This window comes from Flavobacterium sp. FlaQc-49 (genome assembly GCF_044005985.1).
GTDB classification, from domain to species: Bacteria; Bacteroidota; Bacteroidia; order Flavobacteriales; family Flavobacteriaceae; genus Flavobacterium; species Flavobacterium cupriresistens.
This window is the reverse complement of record NZ_JBIPCS010000002.1, coordinates 47,718-72,809: the sequence shown is the minus strand read 5'-3', so window position 1 is coordinate 72,809 and position 25,092 is coordinate 47,718. Positions and strand designations below refer to the sequence as shown.

The following is a 25,092-nucleotide window of genomic DNA, read 5'->3' as shown; positions in this document are numbered from 1 at the left end:
AAATCTCGATTTATCGGGATTTTTTTTTACGACAGATATACTTTATAAAGTGTAATTTCGTTAAAGTTTAAAAGGAATTAAAAGATGATTTTAAGAAGAATACTACTTGGCTTAGCCTTACTGAATGTTATAGTAATAAATGCTCAAACAGATTTTAATAAGTTAGACGCAAACGGAAAAAAAGAAGGTTTGTGGAAAGGAACTTATGAAGTTTCCAAACGCCCGAGATACGAAGGGACTTTTAACCACGGAAAAGAAACCGGAGTATTTAAGTTCTTTGATGACACGAAAAAAGGAGATGTTGTCGCAACACGTGATTTTAGTGCCAATGATGGAAGTGCTTATAATATCTTTTATGATCAGAAGAAAAATAAAGTAAGTGAAGGAAAAGTGATCGGGAAAAATTACGAAGGGCAATGGACATACTACCATAAAGCTTCAGCTATAGTAATGACCACCGAAAATTATAAAAATGGGAAATTGGAAGGTGCAAGGACCGTTTTTTACCCAAATGCTAAAGTCGCAGAAAAAATGACTTATGTGAATGGTCAGAAAGAAGGGATCTACGAAAAGTACGGGCAGAACGGAATTATTCTGGAGAAAAGTACCTATAAGAATGACGAATATAACGGAGACGCTGTTTTCTATGATTCTGATGGGGTTGTGGCTTCTGAAGGAAAATTTTTGAAAGGGAAAAAAGCCGGAATGTGGAAGTTTTACTTAAAAGGAAAACTGACGAAAGAAGTAAATATGAGTGACCCGAAAAGTAATTATCAGTCTGACTCAAAACCTAAAATGGAATAGAACTTTTTGGTGGCAGTTCAAATTTGAGGCTTTTTTTATGCCAAAATTTTTAGGCTTCTATTTCGGACTAAAGTAAAATAGATGCTAAGGATTTTTTTTTGATTGGTAATTTGTAACTGTGATTTCGGATTATAGCTCGACTCAATGAAAATTACTTTATATTCTATTTTGTCTAGATTGAGTTGTTTATATGTGGAGTTTTTTTGATAGTATTTTTTTTAATTTTTAATAAAAAAATGGAGTGATGTTCTTTTTTGGTAAGTAAATATCTATATTCGCCGCTTAATCGCAATTTTGCATTTTAATTAAAGAAGTGTTTTATTAGACTTCTTTTTGTATGAAAAAAAAGGAATATATATGAGGAAAAACTACGATTTTTTATTGATTTTATTAGTAATGTTTTTTTTTAATAATGTCGCTATCTCTCAAACTTCTCTAGGGACATGTACAAGCTTTATGAATAGCTTAAAGAAGGAGTTTATTGTTTCAAAGGGAAAAAGGGACGTGAAAAGTGTTTTACTTCAGACTGTCGATTCAAAAAAGTTTAATGGAAAAATAAATTACAAAGAATCAACTCCTTCGAGTGAATTTTTGATTGGAGAAATTAAAGATATTTCAGAGTCTTCTTTTTATATTAAAGTAATTGGGCAGTCATTGGAAGGGCATATTATTTTAAGAAAAACAAAAGAAGCATATAAGTATTCTTCTGATGCTCATGGAAATGCTTATGTTTCAAAAGTAGACATAAATTCTTTGATTTGTGTGGAATATAGTAAACTGCCACAAAAAAAGACCACAACTACAAAGTATAATGTTGCAGAGTTGAGTGCTAACATATTTACTTTAGAAAGCTTGCCAGGCGGAAAAGGTTGTGTACTGTTGGATTTTGACGGTTACAATATGCTTGCTGGAAATTATTGGAATGAAGGGAAAGCAATTAATGCAGCTCCGGCTGGATTGAGAAGCGCTTATATAATGGAACTTTTTGAAATTGTTGCAGAAGATTTCAGACCATTTAATCTGAATATAACAACAAATGAAGCCGTTTTTAATAAGTATCCTAAATCGAAAAGGATGCGTATAGTGCTGACCACAACAAAAACTGCAAGTCCAAAAGCGGGTGGAGTAGCTTATATGGGGTCCTTTGGCTGGGATAATGATGTTCCGGCCTGGTGTTTTAATCTTAATAATGGTAAGGATGCTGGAGATACCTGTTCTCATGAAATAGGGCATACTTTTGGGTTAGAACATGATGGCCGTACTTTGCCGACGGAAGAATATTTTTACGGATTAGAGAATACTTCCTGGGCGCCAATTATGGGGTTTAGTTATTACAGACCAGTTACGCAATGGAGCAAGGGAGAATACAATAGCGCAAATAATAAAGAGAGTGATGTTGATATTATTTCCGGACGGGAATATGGAGTGGGGTACAGAATGGATGATTATGGTAATGATGTATCTTCAGCACTTAGTTTAACTCACGATGATACAGGATTGATTATTAAAAAAGAGGGCGTAATCGAAAAAGAAAGTGATCGTGATTTCTTTGCATTTACCACCAAAGGAGGAAATGTAATAATCAACGCTAATGCAATAAACGGATCTGGTAAAGGGAATCTCCATCTTGCAATTACGTTGCATAATTCGACTGGTGCTGAAATAGAAAAATTTTGGAATCCGAACCCTTATTCGCTCAATGCGTCAATGAGTATAGACCTGCCGGCAGGTAAATATTTTATCAGCGTGAGTGGAATTGGAGCTGGCGATATTTTATATGGCGGTTATTCTGCATACGGTTCGGTTGGGGGGTATTCTATTTCAGGGTTTATTTCGATCTCGGACACCCCTGTTTCGGATATCTTTATTTCCGGAGTACAAACAAACGTAAGTTGTTATGGGGAAGCTGACGGAGTTGTTCGTGCAAGCGTTGTGGGAGGATCCGGTAATTACACTTATGCTTGGACGCCTTTCGGAGGAACAACTGCCACCGCATCCGATTTAAAAGCAGGTATTTATAGCCTAATAGTTAAGGATGATAAAGGGGGAAGTAAAACGAGAACCTTTAATATAACAGAACCTCCGGCTTTAAATTCAAATGTAACGGTTGGAACTGAAGTTTTAATTGCAGATCAATCCGGTGCGACTTACCAATGGTACGAATGTCCTATATCATCAATCGATGGAGAAACAGGTCAATTCTTTGAACCAAAGATAGATGGCTCCTATAAAGTTGTAATGACTTTAAATGGTTGTACTGTTTCTTCCGATTGTATAAACTTTAACAATCTTAGTACAGTATCGTTCGATAAAGCTGTAAAGTTTATGTTACATCCAAACCCAAGTAATAAAATTATAACGATCAAGTCAGATCATGATGCGGATTTAAATCTTATTAACTCATTGGGAGGAATTATTAAAACATTTAAAGTAGTAGCAGAGGTAGATAAAATAGTAAATGTCGAAAATTTAGCTAATGGTATTTATTTTATTTGTGAAATAAGGGAAGGAAAATTAATCACTCATAAATTTGTGAAAAACTAGTATTTAGAAAATATTTTTTTATCTGTCATTACACCTGATTTTTGCCTGTAGTAAGACCTGAATGGTTTGGTAAAATCAGGTGTAATGATTTTGATTCAGAAAAAAATACATCCCAAAATTTTTTGGACAGAAAAATAAAAAGTATAATTTCATCTTTAGTAGTAAAGTTTAAATAGTGGTGAGCGTATTTAAGTTTTATCCAAAAAACGACTTAGAGAAATTCCTGAAGAAATTTAAAGAACTTCACATTCTTTAAGAAAAAAAATAGGTGCCTTGCATTGACTTTGGTGATTTTTGCGGGCAAACAAAAAATACAATAAGTTTTATCTACCGCAGCATTATATAAAGTAATCAAAAGAATTACAATTATCTATAATTTGGCTTACCTTTGCACCCTTGTAAAAATATAAACGAGTTAAAATGAAACGTGTAGTTGTTGGACTTTCCGGTGGTGTTGATTCTAGTGTTGCAGCTTATTTGTTGCAAAAACAAGGGTACGAAGTTATTGGCCTTTTTATGAAAAACTGGCACGATGATTCGGTTACTATTTCTAACGAATGTCCTTGGTTAGAAGATAGTAATGATGCTTTATTGGTAGCCGAAAAACTTGGAATACCGTTTCAAACCGTAGATTTAAGCGAAGAATACAAAGAAAAAATCGTTGATTATATGTTCAACGAATACGAAAAAGGAAGAACGCCAAATCCGGATGTACTTTGTAACCGTGAGATCAAATTTGATGTTTTTATGAAAATTGCTTTAAGTCTTGGGGCTGATTTTGTGGCCACAGGACATTACTGTCAAAAAAGCGAAATTGAAGTAGATGGAAAGCCGGTTTATCAATTAATAGCAGGTGCAGATACAAACAAAGACCAGTCTTACTTTTTATGCCAGTTGTCACAAGAGCAATTAGCTAAATCATTGTTTCCAATTGGGGCTTTAACCAAACCCGAGGTTCGCGAAATTGCTGCCGAAATGGATTTGATAACAGCAGAGAAAAAAGATTCCCAAGGATTATGTTTTATCGGAAAAGTGCGTTTACCGGAGTTTTTACAACAAAAACTACAACCAAAAGAGGGTAAAATTGTACAGATTGATAAAAATGATCCGATTTATACAATCGAAAAACCAACTGGTTTATCTATTGAAGAAGAATTAAAATTAGAGTCTCAGAAACGAAATTACCTTCCTACAATGGGGAAAGTAGTGGGTAAACATCAAGGCGCACATTATTTTACAATCGGACAAAGAAAAGGCCTTAATGTAGGCGGAACGACTGATCCGTTATTTATTATTGCCACCAATGTTGAAACCAATACAATCTATACAGGTTTAACAAGTCAACATCCGGGATTGTTTAAGAAAGCTTTGTTTATCGAAAAGTCTGAGGTACATTGGATTCGTACTGATTTGGCTTTAAAAGTCGGAGAAACGATGGAAGTAATGGCTAGAATTCGTTACCGTCAACCTTTACAAAAAGTAACTTTGCATCAATTTGAAGAGGGGATGTATGTTTCTTTTGAAGAACCTCAATCTGCTATAACAGAAGGTCAATTTACAGCTTGGTATTTTGAGAATGAATTAGTTGGTTCGGGAGTAATTTCTTAGCTTTATACTTTTTAAGAAGGTTTTGCCTTTAAAAAAGTATACTATGAAAAACAACTACCTATTTTTTCTATTGTTATTTTCTTCTGCCCTGTTTGCGCAAGAAGATGCGTGGGTGTATTTTAATGCAAAGCCCAATGCACAGTTCTATCTGGATAACCCACTGCAAATGCTTTCACAACGAGCATTAGATCGACGAACCAATCAGAATATTGCCTTAAGCAGTACTGATGTTCCTGTAGAGACTACCTTTGTTACTCAGGTAAAACAAAGTACCGGAATTACGGTAATGGCACAATCCAAGTGGTTAAACGCACTTCATATCAGGGGGAGTCAGGCCGATATTAATGCTTTGAAAAACTTTACTTTCGTTGACAAAGTAGTTTTTGCCAATAAGATTTTAAATACGACTTCAAAAAAAGATACGCAGAATAAAATAGCGAAAACAAAGGATAAGTTTAAAGCTACCGTTAACTATGCTTACGGAGCTTCCGCAAATCAAATTCAGATGTTGAATGGTCAGGTTTTGCACCAGCAGAACTATACCGGATCGGGAAAAATAATTGCTGTTTTAGATGCCGGTTTTCCGGGAGTAGATGTGGCGCAACCTTTTCAAAGACTGATAAATAATAACCAAATTTTAGGCGGTTATGATTTTACAACCCGTAATGCCAATTTTTATGCCGGAGACGAGCATGGTACGATGGTGCTTTCAACAATGGGTGGCTACAAAGAGAATTCTTTAGTAGGAACAGCTCCGGATGCTTCTTATTATTTGTTCATTACAGAAATTGATGCTACAGAAAATCCGGTGGAAGAATCACTTTGGGTTGAAGCGGCAGAAAAAGCAGATGAGTTTGGAGTTGATATCATTACGACCTCATTGGGATATTTTGGTTTTGATAATGCGAATTACAGTCATACCTATAGTGATATGAATGGAACTACGAATTTTATTTCTCGTGGTGCCGAAATGGCGTTTAGTAAAGGTATTGTGGTGCTTGCTTCAGCAGGAAATGAAGGAAATACAACAGAACGACATATTGGTGGGCCGGCAGATGCTGTTTCCGTTATAGCAGTGGGTTCCGTTACCGCTTCAAAGGTTAGATCAAGTTTTAGTTCAATAGGGCCAAGTTTTGATAGTCGAATTAAGCCGGAAGTTATGGCACAAGGAAGCTCAGCAGTTGTTTCAAGCCCTGCCGGTACTATTACTACGATTGATGGGACTTCATTTTCGTGTCCTATTATGGCGGGAATGGTCGCTTGTTTGTGGCAGGCTTTCCCTTCCAAAACGAATCAGGAAATTAGACAAATGATTCTGAAATCTTCAGATCGATATACCGTTCCAAATAATGATTATGGTTACGGAATCCCTAATTTCGGGTCGACTTTAGGTGTTGATGATTTTCAGATCTCCTCTTTTTCGGTATATCCAAATCCGACTCAGGCCACAGTTACATTTGCCCTTTCAGATCAAAATACAGCTTCCATAACGATTTATTCTGTTTTGGGGCAAAAAGTTTTGGAGAAACAAATTACAAATGAAAATTCAACTCTTTCTTTACAAACCTTAAAAAGCGGTCTCTATTTTTATACTTTTGATGCCGAAGGTTTACATAAAACAGGAAAGATTATCAAACAATAACAGTATTTTTGAATGAATAAAATCACACAACTTTTTAAAATAAAATATCCAATAATTCAAGGAGGAATGATTTGGAACAGCGGTTATAAATTAGCAAGTGCAGTTAGTAATGCGGGAGGTTTAGGACTTATTGGCGCCGGCTCTATGTATCCGGAAGTATTACGCGAACACATTCAGAAATGTAAAAAAGCTACGGACAAACCTTTTGGAGTCAATATACCGATGTTGTATCCCAACATTGAAGAAATTATGAATATCGTTGTAGAAGAAGGCGTGAAGATCGTTTTTACTTCAGCAGGAAATCCTAAAACATGGACTTCTTTTTTGAAAGAAAAAGGTATTACAGTAGTGCATGTGGTCAGTAGCAGTGTTTTTGCCTTAAAAGCGGAACAAGCAGGTGTAGATGCTATTGTGGCGGAAGGTTTTGAAGCCGGTGGACACAACGGACGAGATGAAACCACAACGCTGACGTTGATTCCCATGGTGAAAGAAAAAGTTCAGATTCCGCTTATCGCTGCCGGAGGTATTGCAACCGGAAGAGGAATGATGGCCGCTATGATTTTAGGTGCCGATGGTGTTCAGGTTGGAAGCCGTTTTGCAGCTTCTGTAGAATCTTCTTCTCATGATAATTTCAAACAGACCATTTTGAATGTGAAAGAAGGGGATACCCAACTAACATTAAAAGAATTGGCACCGGTACGATTGATTAAAAATAAATTCTACCAGGATGTTCAGGACTTATATGAAAGATGTCCGTCAAAAGAAGAATTGGTACAGCTTTTAGGCAGAGCACGAGCTAAAAAGGGAATGTTTGAAGGAGATTTAGAAGAAGGAGAACTTGAAATAGGTCAAATTGCCGGAATTATTCATGAAATTTTGCCTGTAGAAAAAATTATTCAACAAATGATGGCCGATTTTGAAATTGCAAGCAAGGAAAAAGCTAAATTTGAGTTTTAATAGCCCTAAATTACATCATGAATACTTTACGTACCTACATATTATTCCTTTTCCTTGGACTTGGTTTGCAGCAGTCCTATAGTCAGTCTTATCGTTTTAAAACATCCGGATTTAGTGTGTTAGAAAAAAATGAAAGAGGAAAATGGGGAGAGTGGTCCACACTTGATCTGGTCAATCTTTCTGTAATTCTGGATACTGATAAACACCGAATCGTGGTGTATTCTCAGGAAATTCAGTTGTACACGATTACCAATTATATCGAACGCGAAGAAAACGACACCGACATAGTGTATTCATTTTTATGTAAAGATAATAACGGAAACGACTGTAAACTCTCTATAATTACACGGAAAAAACAAGACTATCGCAAACAGCTTTACATTAATTACGATAATCAGATTATAGTTTATAATATTGTTACGGTCTAAAAGCCTAAAAAAAATTAAAAATAAATCCGACAGGTTTCAAAAACCTGTCGGATTTATTTTTAATTAGCTACTCAATATCCTTAATGAATTCATCATATTCAAGATAGAACATTTCAAGAGCGTGCATTTTTTCGTTGAAAAAATCAAAAATAGCATCCCAATTAGTACGATTACTAAAACCAACGCCTGTTATTTCTACCCAGATTCGGCTTATGGTTTTGCCGCTTTCAAGGGTATATTCCTTTTCGAAAACCAAATCTTTGATAAATTCTTCTTCCAGAATATTTTTTAGGGCTTCCAGTTTTTCAAAATAAGCAATTCGTTTCTCATCGTTTCGTTGCTCGATATCAATTAAAACCTGTGCTTTTTTATTGTCTACATAAAATTTAAAAGAGAAGTCTTTAATTTTGGTATCATAAAGTACCCATTTACGCGGGTATTTTTCGGCGAAAGCCACCCAAAATTCTCTTTTTATTCGCTGTGATTCTTCTTTACTGTACATTTTTAAAAATTGGTATAGTCGGAACTATTTTAATATTTAAGTTCAAAATTATTTACGAATAACGTACTGTTTACACCCCCCTCATACAAGATTCCGTCAGCACTGGAGGCAAAAACAACGATGATGTGTGTTGGTTTATCATTAGAGTTTCCATAAATTCCGTTGCCAGGCTTCTGATAATCAGGGAATGTTGCGTTTAACGTTCCGTAGGTCAAAGCTACATTAATATTTTGAAGATTCACACCTGTTGTTGTCCCGGTTCTGTACCAACCTGTTGCAATACGTTTGATCGCATTAAGATCCTCTCTGTTTTCAAGAATAACATAAATATCCGCTTGGTCGGTTTTGTCTAAAACATTGCCTTTGCCATCCTGATATGGTGTTCCGGCCGTGTACTTAATTTCGGCAGAGAAACTTTTGGGTTTGGCGGTAAACGGAATTCCAAATTGTGCCGAAGCAGGCGGATTTGCAACATTCAAAACAAATTTTCCGGTAAATAAAGTACCCGATCCCATACGTTGCCCAACAATTCCGGAGACACTGCCCAAATCTTTGGTAATAATTTGAGCTACATAATCAGTGCCCGTATTCAGATAAGGATAAGTGGTTACATTGGCGCTGCTGGTAGTGGTGGTTCCGTCATTGGCGGTAGCCCAAATGGTATTATCATTGGTTCCGGGTTGTTTGTATGATTTTCCCGAAGGTTGATACCAGGCATCAAAAGTGCTGTTGTCTAATTGCGGGTTAGCATCTTCTTGCGTAATAGTAACAAGGTAGGCTGCCTGATCTCCATTTTCGGCGGTTACTATATAAGTCTGAGGAGTGGTAAAATCTCGTATCGTTTCTTTAACTGGTGAAATTGTAGCAAAAGTTGATAAAGCAAGTGAATCGATTGTTAGTTTTGTGATATCAGCTTCAGAATTCACCGTGATCTGAATCGTTTTTGTTGCGATGTTGATGGTAGAAAAACCCGACTGTCCTGCGACTGTAAAATAGCTAATAGCGTTTTTGTCGGATTTACCAAAATAAGTATCGTTTACGCAAGCAGCGGTAAGCAGAAACAAACAAAAGCTGAAAATTTTAAAGATTATATTTTTCATTTTGAGTGTTTTTTAATGGGGAAATAATAATAAAAACCAATATTCAACCGTAATAAATTGATACTGAAATCGGCATCGGTTGCATGTGATTTCTCTGTAACTTCATTATTGAGTGTAGTCTTTGACCAAGTTGAGCTAAAACCGGCAATTTGAGCGCCTACTTCAATAGAAAACCCCTTTACAACATTGACCATAATTCCCGGATTAATCTGCAATTCAAGAGCGACATCTTTGGTATAACTTCTTTTTAGCAAATCGTTTGTAGTTCGTTCTTCAATTATATGTTTAAAACTGGTTCCCAAAAGAACCAAATTGTACAAATAAAAGCGTCTTTTTGAATCAAGTGGAATGAAATTTTTCATTCCGCCATAAATTCCATAAGAATCCTTGGCATATTGCACTGCTGTTTTTGTGCCTTGTTGATCCGTTTCGGTTTGATTATGACGATCATTTTCGAAACTAATTAAGGCTCCTAAAGCAAAATTATCTTTGATAAAATAACCCGCATCGACGCTCATTTTAAACTGATTTCGTGATTGATCACTAACGTCTACAAGCAAGCCTTGCTTAACATCGGTATCTTTTGTTGAGAAATTAAAAGTTATCCCACTGTACATATTGCCTTTTGAGGTGAGCCTGTTTTTTAAAATCAAAGTTTCTTTAACGATTTGATTTTGAGCGTTAATCCTTTGGCTAGAAATAAGTAAAATAAACAGAAAAGAAAAGAGGAGTAAGGTTTTCTTAATCATAAATTAGTTTTTTGTGACTTTATTATTCATTTAAAAAATTGCCTTTTATAAAAGTACACTTTTTATTTACGCATTAAGATTTTCAGAAGTAGTTTGCATTAAAATTTGTGGGGCGATGAATTCTAAACTATCTTTAGATATTATTTAAAAGTATTCGCAACGCTATAATATGGATTTTAAAGATTTCTTGCATTATGTTCCTAATATAATTCCGGTAGAGTTGCCGGCTATACTGGCTCATTTGAAAATGGCTCCAAAAGAGCGGGCAGAGGCATTAAAGAACTTAAATGCAGAAGCGATAAATCCCAGAATAGCAGCTGTTATGATGTTGTTTTATCCTAAAAAGGGAAAAACACATTTGGTTTTAATAGTCCGAAATGCCTACAACGGAGTTCATTCTTCGCAAATTGCTTTTCCGGGTGGAAAATACGAAACGACTGATGCCGGATTTGCAGCAACCGCTTTAAGAGAGACACATGAAGAAGTAGGGATTTTACCGGAGAAAATAAAGGTAATTAAGGAATTTACGCCCATGTTTATACCGCCGAGTAATTTTATGGTGCATCCTTTTTTGGGAGTTTCTTTAGAAGAACTTTCTTTTTATCCGGATGTCAGAGAAGTTGCGGACATTATAGAATTGCCTCTTTCTGTTTTTTTGAATGACGAAATTATAATCGAGGCCACATTGTCAACTTCTTACGGATCAAATATTCTTGTTCCGGCATTTAATATTCAAAATCATATCGTTTGGGGAGCAACAGCGATGATATTAAGTGAATTAAGAGATGTGCTAAAATTGACTTTTGCAGAAAATTCGTAAAAACAATAAATTAACAATTTGATATTCATTACGATAAGCATTTGTCTTAGAAATTGCTTAATACTATAGGTAAAAGAATAATTTTTGTATGTTTGCGAACTTAACTAAAAAATACAATACACAGCTATGGGATTGTTTAAACGAAATCCTTTCGGACATATATTATTCATCAAGAAATGGTTAATCCGTGTTTTGGGTGCCATGACGCACCGAAGATATAGAGGTTTTAATGAATTACAGATTGAGGGATCTGAAATCATAAAAAACTTACCGGATACTAATGTTTTGTTTATATCCAATCACCAAACTTATTTTGCTGACGTTGTAGCGATGTTTCATGTTTTTAATGCAAGTTTATCAGGTCGTCAGGATACGATCAAGAATATTGGTTATTTGTGGCAACCTAAAATGAATCTGTATTATGTTGCTGCCAAAGAAACGATGCAAGCTGGTTTATTGCCAAGAATTTTGGCTTATGTTGGTGCAATTACAGTAGAAAGAACCTGGCGTGCAAAAGGGGTTGATGTTACCGAAAAAAGAGACGTGAATCCTAATGATACCGAAAATATTAGAATCGCACTGGAAGACGGCTGGGTAATCACATTCCCGCAAGGAACTACAAAATCGTTTAAACCCGTTCGAAAAGGAACCGCTCATATTATAAAACAGCATAAACCAGTTGTAATTCCAATTGTCATTGACGGTTTTCGTCGTTCATTTGATAAAAAAGGATTGCGAATGAAAAAGAAAGGGATTCTACAGTCCTTTATAATCAAAGAACCTCTTGATATTGATTACGAAAACGATACGATCGACGAAATCGTAGAAAAGGTAGAATATGCAATCGAACAACATCCATCATTCTTAAAAGTAATTCCCGCAGAAGAATTAAAAGTGCAGGAAGAACTGAACCAAATGAGAAGATGGGGGTATTAGAATTTTAGATTTCTGATTTTAGAGTGTAAATTTTAGATTTTAGATTTTGGAGTGTAGATTTTGGAGTGTAGATTTTTGATTGAAAATTTTTAAGTTTTTTTGGTTTGCGGACAGCAGACCCGGTATTCTAAAGTTTGTTGGTCTATTGTTTAGATTTAGTACCACAATAGGCATTGTAACTCAAAGAAACCTTTGCAACTCTAAACCTTTGCGCCTAAGAAAAAAACTCAGAAGCTTAGCAACTCAGCACCTCAGAACCTTTTTTAAAACTACAGATCAATCTTCTTCAACTCCTTATAGTTAGCGTACAATCTGCGTAAAAGTGTTCCGTACAACAATCTGTAAAAGCACCAGAATATCCCTAAGAAAGCTAATGTAACCAAAAGTAAAATCCCACCGGTAACAAACATTGCTTTACCGTTTGTGGCTAATTTATCTCTTAAAAAGCTCATATCCGGATTGTATACAAAGGCAATAAAGAAACTTATTATCGAGCTGATTACGGCCATTCCCAAATTATACCACACATAATATTGAACTGTTCTTCGGGTTTTCAAAATACTACTCATTAATAGTTTAGTAGACCCCGTAGTCGATATTGTTTTGTAATTTTTATAGAAAAAATAGACAAAAATAAGCACAACTACATAGTTGAAGTAGGTTAAAACAGCAAGATAAAAAATCATTTCAGGATGTTTTATCTTAATTAACATTTCATCAGTACTGAAAAATAAATTTGAAACGGTCCAGAATAAAATTTCCAAAATGCTGATAATCAAAATCCACTTCACGATCGAAGAAGATTTTTTGTGTATCATTTTGTAGATTTCATTTTCTGAAATTTGCTCAAAAGAATCGGCATTCTTTTTCCAGTCTTTTTTTAATAAATCCAGTTCTTTCATAATAATTTTTAAGGATTTAATATTTTTTTAAGTTTCCCCTTTATTCTGTTCATTTTCACACGTGCATTCACTTCGCTGATTCCTAAGGTCTCTGCTATTTCTTGATAATCTTTGTCTTCTAAATACATAAAAACTAATGCTTTTTCGATGTCATTAAGCTGATAAACGGCTTTGTACATCAGTTTAATTTGTTCCTCCTCTTCATAGTTGTAATCAACGTCTTTTACAAAATGCTGATGACTTTCATAATCTACAGTAGATATGGTTCTTTTGGTTTTTCGATATAAGGTAATGGCGGTATTTAAAGCAACGCGATACGTCCAGGTCGAAAATTTACTGTCGCCTCTAAATTTAGGATAAGCTTTCCATAATTGAATAGTAATTTCCTGAAACAAGTCTTTATGAGCGTCTTCGCCAGCAGTATATAATCTACAAATCTTGTGGATTATATTCTGATTTGCCTGCAATTGCACAACAAATGACTGTTCTAAATTTTCGCTCATAATCTATTAGTAGTACTGTTTTAATTTTTGTTACACTTCAATTAAAATTCTTTTCCTTTATAATAATTAACCATTAGATCGACAAATTTGCTGTAACTCTCCATGCCGTCTTTTTGCTGGTTTATTTTTAAGAAATTATCATAAAAAATATGAAAACCAGTTTCGATCGGGGTCTCATATTGTTTCCAAAAATCCTGACTTTCCTGATAGTTTTTTAAAATCCCAACATGAACCGTTTTCTTTAATTGATTAAAAAGGGGTTCGTTTTTTGCCTGCCAAATGCCAAGACAATAACGCAAAGCAAAACTATAACCGGAATATTGGTAATATAAATTATCGTTTTTAACGGTTGCCAAAACGCCAATAAAATTACATTCGCTTTCGCTGGCAAACCCGATTTGATGTGCCATTTCATGACAACTTGTTGCTGGGAAATTATACATAGGCAATAAGTCATTGACCTGCGCTTCATTGGTAAACGGATTCAGGTAACCTCCAAATCCCATATAAGTCAATGGCAGACTGAAAAGAGATTTTTTGATACTCAGATTTTGATAAGCAAAATAAGGATGTTCTTTTGCAAGATTTTGATATCCGTTTAAATTCATCTGTAAAGCTTGCTGCTGTGAATACGGGAAAACGACTTTTGAACTGTCTTTTTTTGTTATTTGAAATTGAATTTCATTCGTTTTTGCAATTAGCTTTTTGGTAAAAACCAATAGTTCGGCATCCGTGTATTCTCTTTTAATCTTCATTTTTTCAAAAAGAGGTTCACGATAATAATTAAGAGCCCAAAGCAGGTGAAAGAAAAAGTAAAATATAGAAATTACGCTTAGTGTTCTTAAAAGATGGTCTTTCCAATTTGATTTCCAGGTCTTACGGTTTTTCCAAAACCAACGAATTAAAAGGAGAATTAAGACCGAATATATACAATCGCCTATAGAAAACGGAATCCAGCCTAGAATAATTCTCGAGAAATGAGAGATTTTCAAATACATTCCATTGCTATAAAAGCGTTCGATGAATTCCGGAAAAAAGGGAAGAATCTTTAAAAGAATAATCTGCAGGAGAAGTAATAAAGGTAGAATGTATTTTCGTTTCACAATGTAAATTTTGGTTACGTAAATATAAATACAATTATTAATTTTTTATAAGACATTCTTGATATTCTGGCAGATCGTAAATGGGGGACATACATTTATGGCGATGCGAAGTATTAAAAAACAGAAAAACCGAAGAGACTTCGGTTTTTGGTTGTATTTTTTAAGTGTTATTTTTTGATGAGCTTACATTGCAATGATATCATTTTTCATAACTGTTTTGTTTTAAGTTTAATATTGTAAATGTATGTATTTATTATTGATCTAAAAAGTTAATTAACATTGTAAGATTTCTTTGAAGTTTCCTTCTTTAAATTTTCCTTCACGGATCGCGGCTTTATTGACAAATTCATGTGTAAATATGTTGTTTAGCCCCGTTAGACTATGACGGGCGGTAATTTGAAATTGTATATGTGTAGGGGAATATTTCATTTTTTCAGGTAAATCTTCATAAGTGAAGAACTGAATACAGTTATGACCGTAATTCTTTTTAAAAGGAATATAACCGGGTATGTAATTGATTGTATCTGTTTTAAGTTCAATTCTGGAAAAGATCTTATTAATAATGCCATTTTCGCCTTGTATGATGTAATAATAATTGGTTCTGGCTTCAATGTTATAAGCACCAAAGAGTGATTTGTTTATAATTTTGAACGAATAACAAATTTGGTCAATATTATCAAATGGACTATTGTTTTTTGCTATTAAGGGTACTATTTCAAATTTGGGTTTGAAAAAAATTAAAAGCGTAAAGATAAAAAAGAACGAAGCAAAGAAGCTGCAAATAATATTGAATAATAGAGTGGAAACTGTAAATTCTGAAAGGAGAGATTCCATAAAATGATTTTTAGTTTAAAAATTAAAACAATAACTAAAAGTAAGAAAAATTTTATAATTTTAAATAGATTTTTACTTTTTATAACCTTCCTTATTTGTTAATTGGAAGTAATATCCAACGATTCGTTTTATTTGTTGATTGAATGGTAGATACTTTTTTTTAAGAGGTAATACTTTCTTAACTTTGATGCTCTTAATTGTTAAACTTCAAACACAAAATAATGAGTCAGGAAATAAGAAATCTGGAACCTAAAGCGCTATGGAATAAATTCGCTGATCTGAATGCCGTTCCACGTCCGTCAAAGAAAGAAGAACGAGTGATCGAGTTTATGAAGAACTTTGGAAATAGCTTAGGTTTAGAAACTTTTGAAGACGATATCCGCAACGTTATAATTAGAAAACCGGCAACTGCTGGAATGGAAAATCGTAAGGCAATTGTAATGCAAGGGCATCTTGATATGGTGCACCAAAAAAATGCAGATACTGTTTTTGATTTCGATACGCAAGGAATTGATATGTATGTTGATGGTGACTGGGTTCGTGCGCGTGGTACTACACTTGGTGCAGATAACGGGTTAGGGGTAGCTACTATTATGGCTATTTTAGAAAGTAAAGATATTCCGCATCCTGCGATTGAAGCTTTGTTTACAATTGATGAGGAAACTGGAATGACAGGGGCCTTAAACCTAAAAGGAGGAATTCTTCAGGGGCAGATTTTATTGAATTTAGATACTGAAGAGGATGATGAAATTGATATTGGTTGTGCAGGAGGAATTGATGTAACGGCTACAAGAAGCTATCATGAAGAAGAAGTTCCGGAAGGTTCTGTTGGACATATTATTACCGTAAAAGGGCTTAAGGGAGGTCACTCGGGAATGGATATTCATAAAGGTCTGGGGAATGCGAATAAAATCATGAACCGTTTGTTATTTGATGCCTTTGAAAACTTTGGTTTACAAGTGGTTGAAATAAACGGAGGTAGTTTGCGAAATGCAATTCCAAGAGAAAGTGTTGCTAAAGTAATCATTTCTGAAATGTTTGATGAAGCTTACATTTTTGATATGCAAGAAATCATCAACGATATTAAAGCGGAGTATAAAACGACTGAACCTAATCTTTCTATTGAAATCGTGAAATGTGATTTACCGGAAAAAGTAATGGATTTAGGGGTTCAGGAAGGTATTATTCGTGCTATTTATGCAGCTCATAATGGCGTTTACAGAATGAGTGCTGATATGGAGGACTTAGTTGAAACCTCAAATAATATTGCCAGAGTAATAATAAAAGACGGTGAAATCACAATTGGATGTTTAACACGTTCTTCTGTAGAAACTTCAAAATTTGATTTGGCAAATGCATTGCGTTCTGCTTTTGAATTAGTAGGTTGTGAAGTAGAACTTTCAGGTTCTTACCCGGGTTGGACACCAAATGTAAACTCAGAAATACTAGAAGTATTAAAAGAGATTTACGAAAAGCAAAATAACGAGAAACCAAAAGTAGTGGCTTGTCATGCTGGTTTGGAATGTGGAATTTTAGGAACAAATTATCCGGATATGGATATGATTTCTTTTGGGCCAACCATTCATGGAGCGCATTCTCCGGACGAAAGAGCAAGTATCTCTTCTGCTAAGAAATATTGGAAATTTGTATTAGAAATTCTATCAAATATTCCGGTTAAATAAGTAATTAGTCTCAGTTTGCAGTCACAGTTTTCGGTAATAACTGAAAACTGCGACTGCGACTGAATACTGCTATCAATCTCGTTTAGGATTGTTTTTCTTCTCTCTTTTCTCTTCTTTCTTTTCTTTAGCCGTTTTTAACGGTTCTTTTTTTACCGTTTTTTTTGCATCTTGACTTTTTGACATAATATTTATTTTTTTAGGGTTTTTATTTCGGGTACACTTTGTCTATAAACTTCTATAGAGTCTTTTTGTAGTCTCACTTTTAGCCAGGACTTTAGTTTTTCTTTGGTTTCTGAAGTGATGTCTTTTTTACTTTGAAAAAGGATTATCGGGATAATTTTGGTCTTACTGTCTTTGTGTTCAGACGAATAATTTCCGATAGACAGTGAGGTTACAAATGGAAACAGAATTTTGGCTTCGCTTCCTATCTGAAGGTTTTTGAATTGATATTGTGACAATTGATTTCTTAAATCGTTAATCAGGACATCTTTTTGATCGACTAAGTTTTTGCTGCTGTTGATTTTATTCATGATGTCTTTTGACAGATTAAAAGTATCTTGTTTGATAATCAATCGGGTATTTTTCAGATCGTATTCCGTTAATTTTTTATTTAAATTGATAATCTCGGCATCGTTAAATTTCTTTGTTAAAAATGCAAGCTCTATTCTTTTTGGATTAGTATTGTATTCGATGTTTTTGTAGATAATAGGATAATCGTTATCCAGAAATTCTTTTCGGATAAAAGTTTCTGTTTTAAAGGTATAATTTTTTTGAATGAATAATTGGTAAGCAAAATAGATGCTGGGAACTATTAAAAATAAAATCAGAATCGTAATAATGTATTTAACACGTTTTTGATGTACAGTATCAAGCTGTCTGGTTATAGGGTATTTCAGGTAGTTAACAATTACAAAAGTAGCGATACAGATAAAAACACAATTGATGGTATATAAGTACATGGCACCTAAGAAAAACTTAAAATTACCTAAAGCAAGACCATAACCCGCGGTACATAAAGGAGGCATTAAAGCCGTAGCAATAGCAACACCCGGAATTGGATTTCCTTTTTCGACTCTGGTTACGGCTATCACACCAACCAAACCTCCGAAAAAGGCAATTAAGATGTCGTAGATATTAGGAGATGTTCTGGCTAGTAATTCAGATTGTGCTTCTTTAAAAGGGCTAATGTAAAAGTAAATAGTAGAAGTTGCTAAACTTGCGATTGTTGCAATTAAAAGATTCTTAATAGACTTTTTTAGTAATTCAAAATCATACATTCCTAAGCCAAATCCTGCGCCAACGATTGGTCCCATTAAAGGAGAGATAAGCATGGCGCCAATTATCACAGCGGTAGAGTTGACATTTAGTCCTACAGATGCAATGATGATAGCGCATACTAAGATCCAGAGATTTGATCCTCTAAAAGATACCGTGCTGCTAATGTTTTGTATTACTGTTTTTTTGTCTTCTTCCCCTTTATGCAGATCTATAAAATTTAGAATCTTATCGGTTATGTTTATCATTTTAAATTGATTTTTAAAATCGATGACGATTTTAAGAGATGTATAATGACTAATTTAATCAATTATTTGTTGAAATACCATTATTTTGAAAGAATAATGCCGTAAATAAAAAAATCCCCAATTAGACAATTGAGGATTGATTTTTATAATGTAGCAATTAATTTCGTTTTAATACTTTATATTGTTCATAACAAGCACTTATGGCATCCATGATTTGCAGATCGTTTGCAGTCTGAATAAAAGAATCAGAATAGTTACAACGGTGCATAATCTCCGGAATTTCATCTTTACTGATACCTAATAGTACAGAAACTGTTTCGCGGTCGTATTTCGACTCTAAAAGATTTCGAACCGTATCGTCTTTTTTCATCTCTTTAAGCTTCTTGAGTTCTTTACCATTTTTTCCGAAGAAATTATAAAGCATATCTGCAGGATTAAAGATCGAACCGAGTACTTTTCCAAAGGCATTTGGTGAATATTCACCGGCTTCATACCCTTGTGTAAGACCTGAAATGCTATAACGATAGTTTTCTTTAGTCGGAATTAATTTAGAATCAACTTCAAGGTAACCCGTTAAGCTAAAGGGAGCAATAATAACTTCTTCAAGCGCAATTGCTTTTTCAGTAAGCTGAATTCTGGTTACTTTATTTTTTATCCAGTCATTGGTTACTCTGATACGCAGCGATTGAAATCCTAAAATCGAAAAATGAAGGGTATCATTGACTTGTACATCGATTTCGAAATATCCTTTTTCATCAGATTTTGCACCTCTCACCTTGTTGGTGTTGATGATGTTAACTCCTGAAAGAGGTTGTTTGCTGTTGTCATTAATAATGTAGCCCGAAACTCTTTGTGGTATTGTAGACGGGGTGTCTTGTGCAAAAGCAATAGTAGATAGTAATGTAAAAAAGAAAACTGCGAAATATTTCATATCCTGATTTAAAGCACTAAAAGTAGTGAATCAAGATTAAATATTTCGCAGTATCCAAATATAATTATCAGAAAATTAACAAAGAGAATTAATCTCTTCTTGGTCTTCTTGGTCTTGGCGAATCACCAAAGCTTTCAGAACGTCTTGGGGCTCTGTCAGAACCACCTTCAGTTCTTGGAGTTGAACTTCTGAAACCACCTTCTCTTTTTGGAGCAGATGAATTTCTGTCGCTTCTGAAACCACCTTCTCTAGGAGCAGAGTTTCTGTCGCTTCTGAATCCACCACCACCAGAACCTTCACGTCTTGGAGCAAAACTTCCTTCTCTTCTTGGTCCTCCAGAGCTTCTTCCGCCACCAGAACGTCCGTTATGATCACGTCTTCCGCCACCGTCATTTTTAGAAATCTCAACATTAATACGACGTCCTTCTAATTGTACGTTGTTTAATACTTCCATTACTTTTTCTGTGTGCTCAGGATCCGTGTTGAAGAAAGAGAAACCTTCTTTAACATCTACTTTGAAAACGTCATCACGACCTAAGTCTAATGTTTCTTTCAAGTAATCTTTAAGTGACATCCAATCGAAGTTGTCTCTTGAACCAATGTTTACGAAATAACGAACTGCTCCGTTATTATTGAATTCTCTTGGTTCAGAATCACTTCTTTCGCGTCTTTCTCCAGCTTGAGATGAAATATCTCTGTTTTTTTTGTAGTAAGCGATAAAACGATTAAATTCTACAGATACCATTTTTTTGATCAACTCTTCTTTAGATAACTCTTCAAGAACGTTGTTGATAGCCGGTAGGTAGTTGTCAATTTCGTGATCTACCTCAGTATCTTTAATTTTATTAGCTAAGTGTAATAATTGAATTTCGCAGATTTCGATTCCGGATGGAATAACTTTCTCTTCGAATTTTTGTTTGATAATTCTTTCGATAGAAGAAATCTTACGCAATTCACTTTTAGTAACAATTACGATAGAAGTTCCTAATCTTCCAGCTCTACCTGTACGTCCTGAACGGTGATTGTAAGTTTCAATCTCGTCAGGTAATTGATAGTTTACTACGTGAGTAATATTATCAACGTCAATTCCACGTGCAGCAACGTCAGTAGCAACAAGCATCTGAATTTGTCTTCCACGGAAAGATTTCATTACACCATCACGTTGCGCTTGAGATAAATCTCCGTGCAATGCAGCAGCGCTGTATCCATCTTCGATTAATTTTTCAGCTACCGCTTGTGTATCACGTTTTGTTCTACAGAAAACTACTGAGAAAATGTCCGGATTAGCATCAGCGATACGTTTTAAAGCTTCGTAACGGTCACGTGCATTTACTAGGTAAAATTCGTGAGAAACAGTTGCAGAACCTGAGTTTTTAGCACCTACTGTAATTTCTACAGGCTCGCTCATGAATTGTTTTGCAATTCTGGCTACCTCTTGTGGCATAGTTGCAGAGAACAACCATGTACTTTTTTCGTCTGGAGTATCGGATAAAATAGATACGATATCCTCATAAAATCCCATGTTCAACATTTCGTCAGCCTCATCAAGAATACAGTAATCTATATTTTTAATGTTAACTAAACCTCTGTTGATCATGTCTTGCATTCTCCCCGGAGTAGCTACAATAATCTGAGCTCCTCTTTTAATTTCTCTGGCTTGCTCTGTAATACTAGCCCCGCCGTAAACTGCTACCACATTAATACCTTTTTCGTATTTTGAGTAGTTTTTAAGTTCGTTGGTAATCTGTAAACAAAGTTCTCGTGTTGGCGATAAAACTAATGCTTGTGTATTTCTGTTGTCAGCATCAATTTTTTGAATTAGCGGAAAACCGAAAGCTGCCGTTTTCCCTGTCCCTGTCTGAGCCAACGCAACCATATCTGTGTCTTTTTCCAATAATAGGGGAATCGCCTTTTCCTGTACCTCTGACGGATTTTCAAATCCTAGATCTAAAATCGCCTTCAGTAACGATTCATTCAATCCTAATTGTTCAAATTTATTCATATGTATTTTTAAAATAGGGTGCAAAATTACTGTTAATTATTCAGATAAACTAATGCTTATTTAAGAATTATGGATTTGTTATGATTTGATTATCAAAAAGTTATAAATATTGTAAAATCATTTTGAGTAAGAAATCGTTAAAAAAGAAAAAAAATACGTCGTGAAATATAATTTTTTGAGTTTAAAATGTTGTATTTTAAACGATTATTTTGCTGAATTCAGAAAATCAATTAGTTGCTGTGTTGCTTTTCCGCGATGACCGATTTTATTTTTGATCTCTAAAGGCAGTTGCGCAAAAGTTTCCGTATAGTTTTCGGGCTGAAAAATCGGATCGTATCCAAAACCCTCATTTCCTGCTTTGGTAAGTGTGATAGTTCCTTTTACGATTCCCGTAAAAAGATGTTGCTCTCCTTTTATGTTTAAGGTTATAACGGTCTTGAACTGGGCGCTGCGATCTGATTGATCTGATAGCGCATCTAAAAGTTTGTCCATGTTATCATTTGCATCACGGTGTTCGCCTGCATAACGGGCGGAGTATACACCCGGAACGCCATTCAAAGCAGTAACTTCAAGGCCTGTGTCATCTGCAAAACAATCGTAGCCATAGTTTTTAGTTACATAATCGGCTTTTAAAATTGCATTTCCTTCTATGGTATCGGCAGTTTCGGCAATATCTTCGTGACAGCCAATTTCTTCAAGACTTAATATTTTGATAGAATCCGGAAGGATGCTTTGTATTTCTTTGATTTTATTTTTGTTGTTTGAAGCGAAAACGAGATTCATAAGTAGTATAGTTTAAGGTAAGTTTTTCTATTGTATAGGCAATTGCAATTCCAAAAGTATAAGCTAGGAGATCACTCCATAAAAATCCCTGTCCTAAAACATATCTTCCAAAGAGCGTTTTTCTCAGAGCGATAATCCATTCTTGCTGACAGAGTTGAAAAATTTCAATACTATAACAAATCAATAAAGAAATTAGTATAATAAAGTATGCTTTTTTATTAATGAATACAATTCTAACTAAAGTATACATCATTATAGCGTATAATACATCTCCAAAACATAGCGGAATTAGTGTGATTTTTCTGGAGAGTATTCCAAGACAGATTACCAAAAGAAATACGAGAGTATAGTAGATTCTTGATTTTTTCAATTTCTGTATTAATTTAGGTCTTGGTAGTCTTTTAATTAAACAAAGATATAAAAAGGGGCTTAAAGTAGTGTGATTTTAGCGTGTCTAAAAAAAAGGCAACAGATTAGGTTTCTTTTTTGACTTTATAAATTAGACGGATTATTATTATCTTGAGACACTTTTAAGAGTAAAGCGATTAATGTAAAAATTCTAAAAATTATGAGGAAGAAAATAAGTCTGATTTTGTTTGCAGTTAGTATCATGGTACTGTTGGTAAGTTGTAAAAACACTAAACAAAAACTTCAGGAGTATGTGGTTGAATATAACAATACGGCTAAAGGTTTTAAAGCGGAAAATGTAACATTAACTACTGCAAGAGGATATGTTAATGATAATAAGATTGAACTGCGATTTGAGACCAACTTAGAGCAAAACGAACCTAATAAAGTAGCTGCCAATGCATCATTTCCTAAATTATTGAAAGAAATGATCCATAAAAATCAAATTGCCAAAGAGCTAATCGAAGAAGGAGTGCGATTTGACGTATATTTTTTAGCCAATGATAATACGGTTCTGGTAAAAGAGATTCTGGATAAGGAAGCTGTTGCTGTTTTGTTGAAAAAATAGTTTTATCAAAGGGGTCTAGAGGGGTGAGAAGGTTTTTTTTAGTTTAAGGTTTTGAGGTTTCAAGTTTCAGGTTGGGACTGAGACTGTAAACTGAGACTGTTTCAAGTTTCAAGTTTCAAGTTGTGACTGAGACTGTAAACTGCGACTGTAAACTGCGACTGAAAACTAAAAATAAAAGCTACTTTTCGGTTGAATATAACCGCAAAGTAGCTTTTGTTGTTTTAATGTTTGGTGACATTCGTTAGGTTATCAGGGAAATAACTGTCTGATAAATTGCTGAATTCATCACCACGCATGAATATATTAATGTCTACATCGGCGAAGCTTTTTTTACCGGCTGCGGCTAGAAGTTCATTTGCGGCATGTAAAGTGTTTTTATGAAAATGGTAGACACGATCTGATTTATCGGTTACTACCAAACCTTTCATGAGCATTTTGTTTTGAGTTGCTACTCCGGTAGGACATTCGTTATTGTGACAACGTAATGCTTGGATACAACCTAGAGAAAACATAAATCCACGGGCACTATTGCACATGTCGGCGCCCAAAGCAACGGCATGTAGGATAGAATAGCCCGAAATAATTTTTCCGCTGCCAATAATGCGTATTTTGTCACGAATATTTAAACCAACCAATGTTTTGTTTACAAAGATCAAAGCGGGTTCAAAAGGCATTCCGACACCATCAGAAAACTCCAGAGGTGCTGCTCCCGTACCACCTTCTGCACCATCTACTGTAATGAAATCCGGGAAGATGTTTTCTGCGATCATTTCGTGACAAATGGCTTCGAATTCGGCAGTGTTTCCGATACATAATTTAAAACCGATTGGTTTTCCGTTCGACAATTCACGTAAGTGTGCTATAAAATGAACTAAGCCTTTTGCATCAGAAAAAGCACTGTGGCTAGGAGGGGAGAGGATCAGCGTATGTGGAATAACTCCTCTTATTTTTGCAATTTGAACGGTGTTTTTTGCTGCCGGAAGAACACCACCATGACCTGGTTTTGCACCTTGCGAAAGTTTAATCTCAATCATTTTTACATTTGGATGATTGGCTTTTTCTTTAAAGTTTTCCGAACTAAAATTTCCTTCAGCGTCACGACAGCCAAAATAACCGGTTCCAATTTGCCAGGTAATATCTCCGCCTCCGGCAAGGTGAAATTCTGTTAATCCTCCTTCACCGGTATTTTGATAAAATTTTCCTTTTTGTGCGCCAATGTTTAATGCACGAACAGCATTTTCGCTTAGAGAGCCAAAACTCATGGCCGAAACATTAAAGAGAGAGGCAGAATAAGGTTGTTTGCAGTCTTTTCCTCCAACTAATACACGTGGTAGTTCGTCATTTACTTTTGCAGGAAAAATAGAATGTTTGATTCCTTCGTAGCTGTCTTGGTTTAAATTGAGTTGTGTTCCAAAAGGGGTATTTGAATCAATATTTTTGGCTCTTTGATAGACTAAGGAGCGTTGATTTCTGGAAAAAGGTTTTCCATCTGTAGATCTTTCGATAAAGTATTGTTGAATTTCCGGAGCGATCATTTCAAATAAATACCTGAAATAGCCTAAAACCGGAAAGTTTCTCAGAATGGCATGTTTGGTTTGAACAGCGTTATAGATTCCGACAACCAATAGAATCGGCAGAATGATAACGAGTAAAAAACCACGATCTGTATAATAATAGACGGCAGCAACAATTAGAAACAATAAGAATCCGTAAATAAAGAATTTTTTTCTCATGTTTTTTTGAAATTAAAATGGAATAGTTTG

Annotated in this window: 23 protein-coding genes; 10 read left to right on the top strand and 13 right to left on the bottom strand. The window is 34.8% G+C overall.

The window, feature by feature from the left end:
- The first annotated feature begins 84 nt into the window (after positions 1-84).
- The 6 genes from ACHRV3_RS03625 (at position 85) to ACHRV3_RS03600 (ending at position 7,983) form a co-directional block, all read left to right on the top strand.
- Positions 85-804, top strand: a complete 720-nt coding sequence (locus ACHRV3_RS03625) for a toxin-antitoxin system YwqK family antitoxin (RefSeq protein WP_395433347.1) — start codon at positions 85-87, stop codon at positions 802-804.
- A gap of 357 nt (positions 805-1,161) precedes the next feature.
- Positions 1,162-3,348 (top strand): T9SS type A sorting domain-containing protein, encoded by a 2,187-nt coding sequence (locus ACHRV3_RS03620; RefSeq protein WP_395433346.1) that lies wholly within the window; start codon positions 1,162-1,164, stop codon positions 3,346-3,348.
- 420 nt (positions 3,349-3,768) lie between these two features.
- On the top strand, positions 3,769-4,956 hold the full coding sequence (mnmA, locus tag ACHRV3_RS03615; protein WP_395433345.1) for a tRNA 2-thiouridine(34) synthase MnmA: 1,188 nt from the start codon (positions 3,769-3,771) through the stop codon (positions 4,954-4,956).
- 43 nt (positions 4,957-4,999) lie between these two features.
- Positions 5,000-6,598, top strand: a complete 1,599-nt coding sequence (locus tag ACHRV3_RS03610) for a S8 family serine peptidase (protein WP_395433344.1) — start codon at positions 5,000-5,002, stop codon at positions 6,596-6,598.
- A 12-nt stretch (positions 6,599-6,610) separates the two neighbouring features.
- Positions 6,611-7,555, top strand: coding sequence for an NAD(P)H-dependent flavin oxidoreductase (locus tag ACHRV3_RS03605; RefSeq protein ID WP_395433343.1), 945 nt, complete (start codon positions 6,611-6,613; stop codon positions 7,553-7,555).
- Between the two features lie 17 nt (positions 7,556-7,572).
- Positions 7,573-7,983, top strand: coding sequence for a hypothetical protein (locus ACHRV3_RS03600; RefSeq protein ID WP_047778804.1), 411 nt, complete (start codon positions 7,573-7,575; stop codon positions 7,981-7,983).
- A gap of 67 nt (positions 7,984-8,050) precedes the next feature.
- Here ACHRV3_RS03600 and ACHRV3_RS03595 read toward each other — a convergent pair whose 3' ends face one another.
- The 3 genes from ACHRV3_RS03595 to ACHRV3_RS03585 are packed head-to-tail and all read right to left on the bottom strand — an operon-like array spanning position 8,051 to position 10,334.
- Complete coding sequence (locus ACHRV3_RS03595; RefSeq protein ID WP_230001359.1) at positions 8,051-8,485, bottom strand: DUF4268 domain-containing protein; 435 nt, start codon at positions 8,483-8,485, stop codon at positions 8,051-8,053.
- A gap of 29 nt (positions 8,486-8,514) precedes the next feature.
- Entirely contained in the window at positions 8,515-9,585 is a 1,071-nt protein-coding gene (locus ACHRV3_RS03590) for a PCMD domain-containing protein (RefSeq protein WP_395433342.1), read from the bottom strand.
- Positions 9,582-10,334 (bottom strand): hypothetical protein, encoded by a 753-nt coding sequence (locus ACHRV3_RS03585; protein WP_395433340.1) that lies wholly within the window; start codon positions 10,332-10,334, stop codon positions 9,582-9,584. Before ACHRV3_RS03585 ends, ACHRV3_RS03590 begins: the two co-directional genes overlap by 4 nt.
- Before the next feature lie 169 nt (positions 10,335-10,503).
- Between ACHRV3_RS03585 and ACHRV3_RS03580 the strand changes: the two genes are divergently transcribed.
- Both ACHRV3_RS03580 and ACHRV3_RS03575 read left to right on the top strand, forming a co-directional pair.
- The gene (locus ACHRV3_RS03580) at positions 10,504-11,154 is read left to right on the top strand and encodes an NUDIX hydrolase (protein WP_395433339.1); all 651 of its coding nucleotides are present in this window, start codon (positions 10,504-10,506) and stop codon (positions 11,152-11,154) included.
- A 126-nt stretch (positions 11,155-11,280) separates the two neighbouring features.
- Positions 11,281-12,090 carry a 1-acyl-sn-glycerol-3-phosphate acyltransferase gene (locus tag ACHRV3_RS03575; protein ID WP_047778799.1) on the top strand — a complete coding sequence of 270 codons (810 nt, stop codon included), beginning with the start codon at positions 11,281-11,283 and terminating at the stop codon, positions 12,088-12,090.
- Positions 12,091-12,359: 269 nt separating this feature from the next.
- Here the strand turns inward: ACHRV3_RS03575 and ACHRV3_RS03570 are convergent, their stop codons facing one another.
- The 4 genes from ACHRV3_RS03570 to ACHRV3_RS03555 form a co-directional block, all read right to left on the bottom strand.
- The gene (locus ACHRV3_RS03570) at positions 12,360-12,992 is read right to left on the bottom strand and encodes a hypothetical protein (protein ID WP_047778798.1); all 633 of its coding nucleotides are present in this window, start codon (positions 12,990-12,992) and stop codon (positions 12,360-12,362) included.
- An 8-nt stretch (positions 12,993-13,000) separates the two neighbouring features.
- Complete coding sequence (locus ACHRV3_RS03565) at positions 13,001-13,495, bottom strand: RNA polymerase sigma factor (RefSeq protein ID WP_047778797.1); 495 nt, start codon at positions 13,493-13,495, stop codon at positions 13,001-13,003.
- A gap of 41 nt (positions 13,496-13,536) precedes the next feature.
- The gene (locus ACHRV3_RS03560) at positions 13,537-14,598 is read right to left on the bottom strand and encodes a DUF3810 domain-containing protein (RefSeq protein ID WP_395433338.1); all 1,062 of its coding nucleotides are present in this window, start codon (positions 14,596-14,598) and stop codon (positions 13,537-13,539) included.
- Between the two features lie 273 nt (positions 14,599-14,871).
- Positions 14,872-15,432 (bottom strand): hypothetical protein, encoded by a 561-nt coding sequence (locus tag ACHRV3_RS03555; protein ID WP_230001382.1) that lies wholly within the window; start codon positions 15,430-15,432, stop codon positions 14,872-14,874.
- A 221-nt stretch (positions 15,433-15,653) separates the two neighbouring features.
- Here ACHRV3_RS03555 and ACHRV3_RS03550 point away from each other — a divergent pair, with 221 nt between their 5' ends.
- The gene (locus tag ACHRV3_RS03550) at positions 15,654-17,114 is read left to right on the top strand and encodes an aminoacyl-histidine dipeptidase (RefSeq protein ID WP_395425918.1); all 1,461 of its coding nucleotides are present in this window, start codon (positions 15,654-15,656) and stop codon (positions 17,112-17,114) included.
- Positions 17,115-17,302: 188 nt separating this feature from the next.
- Here ACHRV3_RS03550 and ACHRV3_RS03545 read toward each other — a convergent pair whose 3' ends face one another.
- The 5 genes from ACHRV3_RS03545 to ACHRV3_RS03525 form a co-directional block, all read right to left on the bottom strand.
- Positions 17,303-18,637, bottom strand: a complete 1,335-nt coding sequence (locus ACHRV3_RS03545) for a DUF389 domain-containing protein (protein ID WP_082210676.1) — start codon at positions 18,635-18,637, stop codon at positions 17,303-17,305.
- A gap of 157 nt (positions 18,638-18,794) precedes the next feature.
- Positions 18,795-19,568, bottom strand: coding sequence for a carboxypeptidase-like regulatory domain-containing protein (locus tag ACHRV3_RS03540; RefSeq protein WP_047778793.1), 774 nt, complete (start codon positions 19,566-19,568; stop codon positions 18,795-18,797).
- Positions 19,569-19,656: 88 nt separating this feature from the next.
- The gene (locus ACHRV3_RS03535; protein ID WP_047778792.1) at positions 19,657-21,570 is read right to left on the bottom strand and encodes a DEAD/DEAH box helicase; all 1,914 of its coding nucleotides are present in this window, start codon (positions 21,568-21,570) and stop codon (positions 19,657-19,659) included.
- A 204-nt stretch (positions 21,571-21,774) separates the two neighbouring features.
- Positions 21,775-22,353, bottom strand: coding sequence for a non-canonical purine NTP diphosphatase (locus ACHRV3_RS03530; RefSeq protein ID WP_395425920.1), 579 nt, complete (start codon positions 22,351-22,353; stop codon positions 21,775-21,777).
- Positions 22,319-22,723, bottom strand: a complete 405-nt coding sequence (locus ACHRV3_RS03525; RefSeq protein WP_230001387.1) for a DUF2809 domain-containing protein — start codon at positions 22,721-22,723, stop codon at positions 22,319-22,321. The genes ACHRV3_RS03530 and ACHRV3_RS03525 overlap by 35 nt, the downstream gene beginning before the upstream one ends.
- A gap of 198 nt (positions 22,724-22,921) precedes the next feature.
- On the opposite strand from ACHRV3_RS03525, the gene ACHRV3_RS03520 reads away from it, so the two are divergent.
- A complete protein-coding gene (locus ACHRV3_RS03520; protein WP_395433337.1) occupies positions 22,922-23,329 on the top strand; it encodes a hypothetical protein in 408 nt (135 codons plus the stop codon).
- Between the two features lie 221 nt (positions 23,330-23,550).
- On the opposite strand, the gene ACHRV3_RS03515 is transcribed toward ACHRV3_RS03520, so the two are convergent.
- Complete coding sequence (locus ACHRV3_RS03515) at positions 23,551-25,062, bottom strand: FMN-binding glutamate synthase family protein (protein ID WP_230001391.1); 1,512 nt, start codon at positions 25,060-25,062, stop codon at positions 23,551-23,553.
- Between the last annotated feature and the right edge of the window lie 30 nt (positions 25,063-25,092).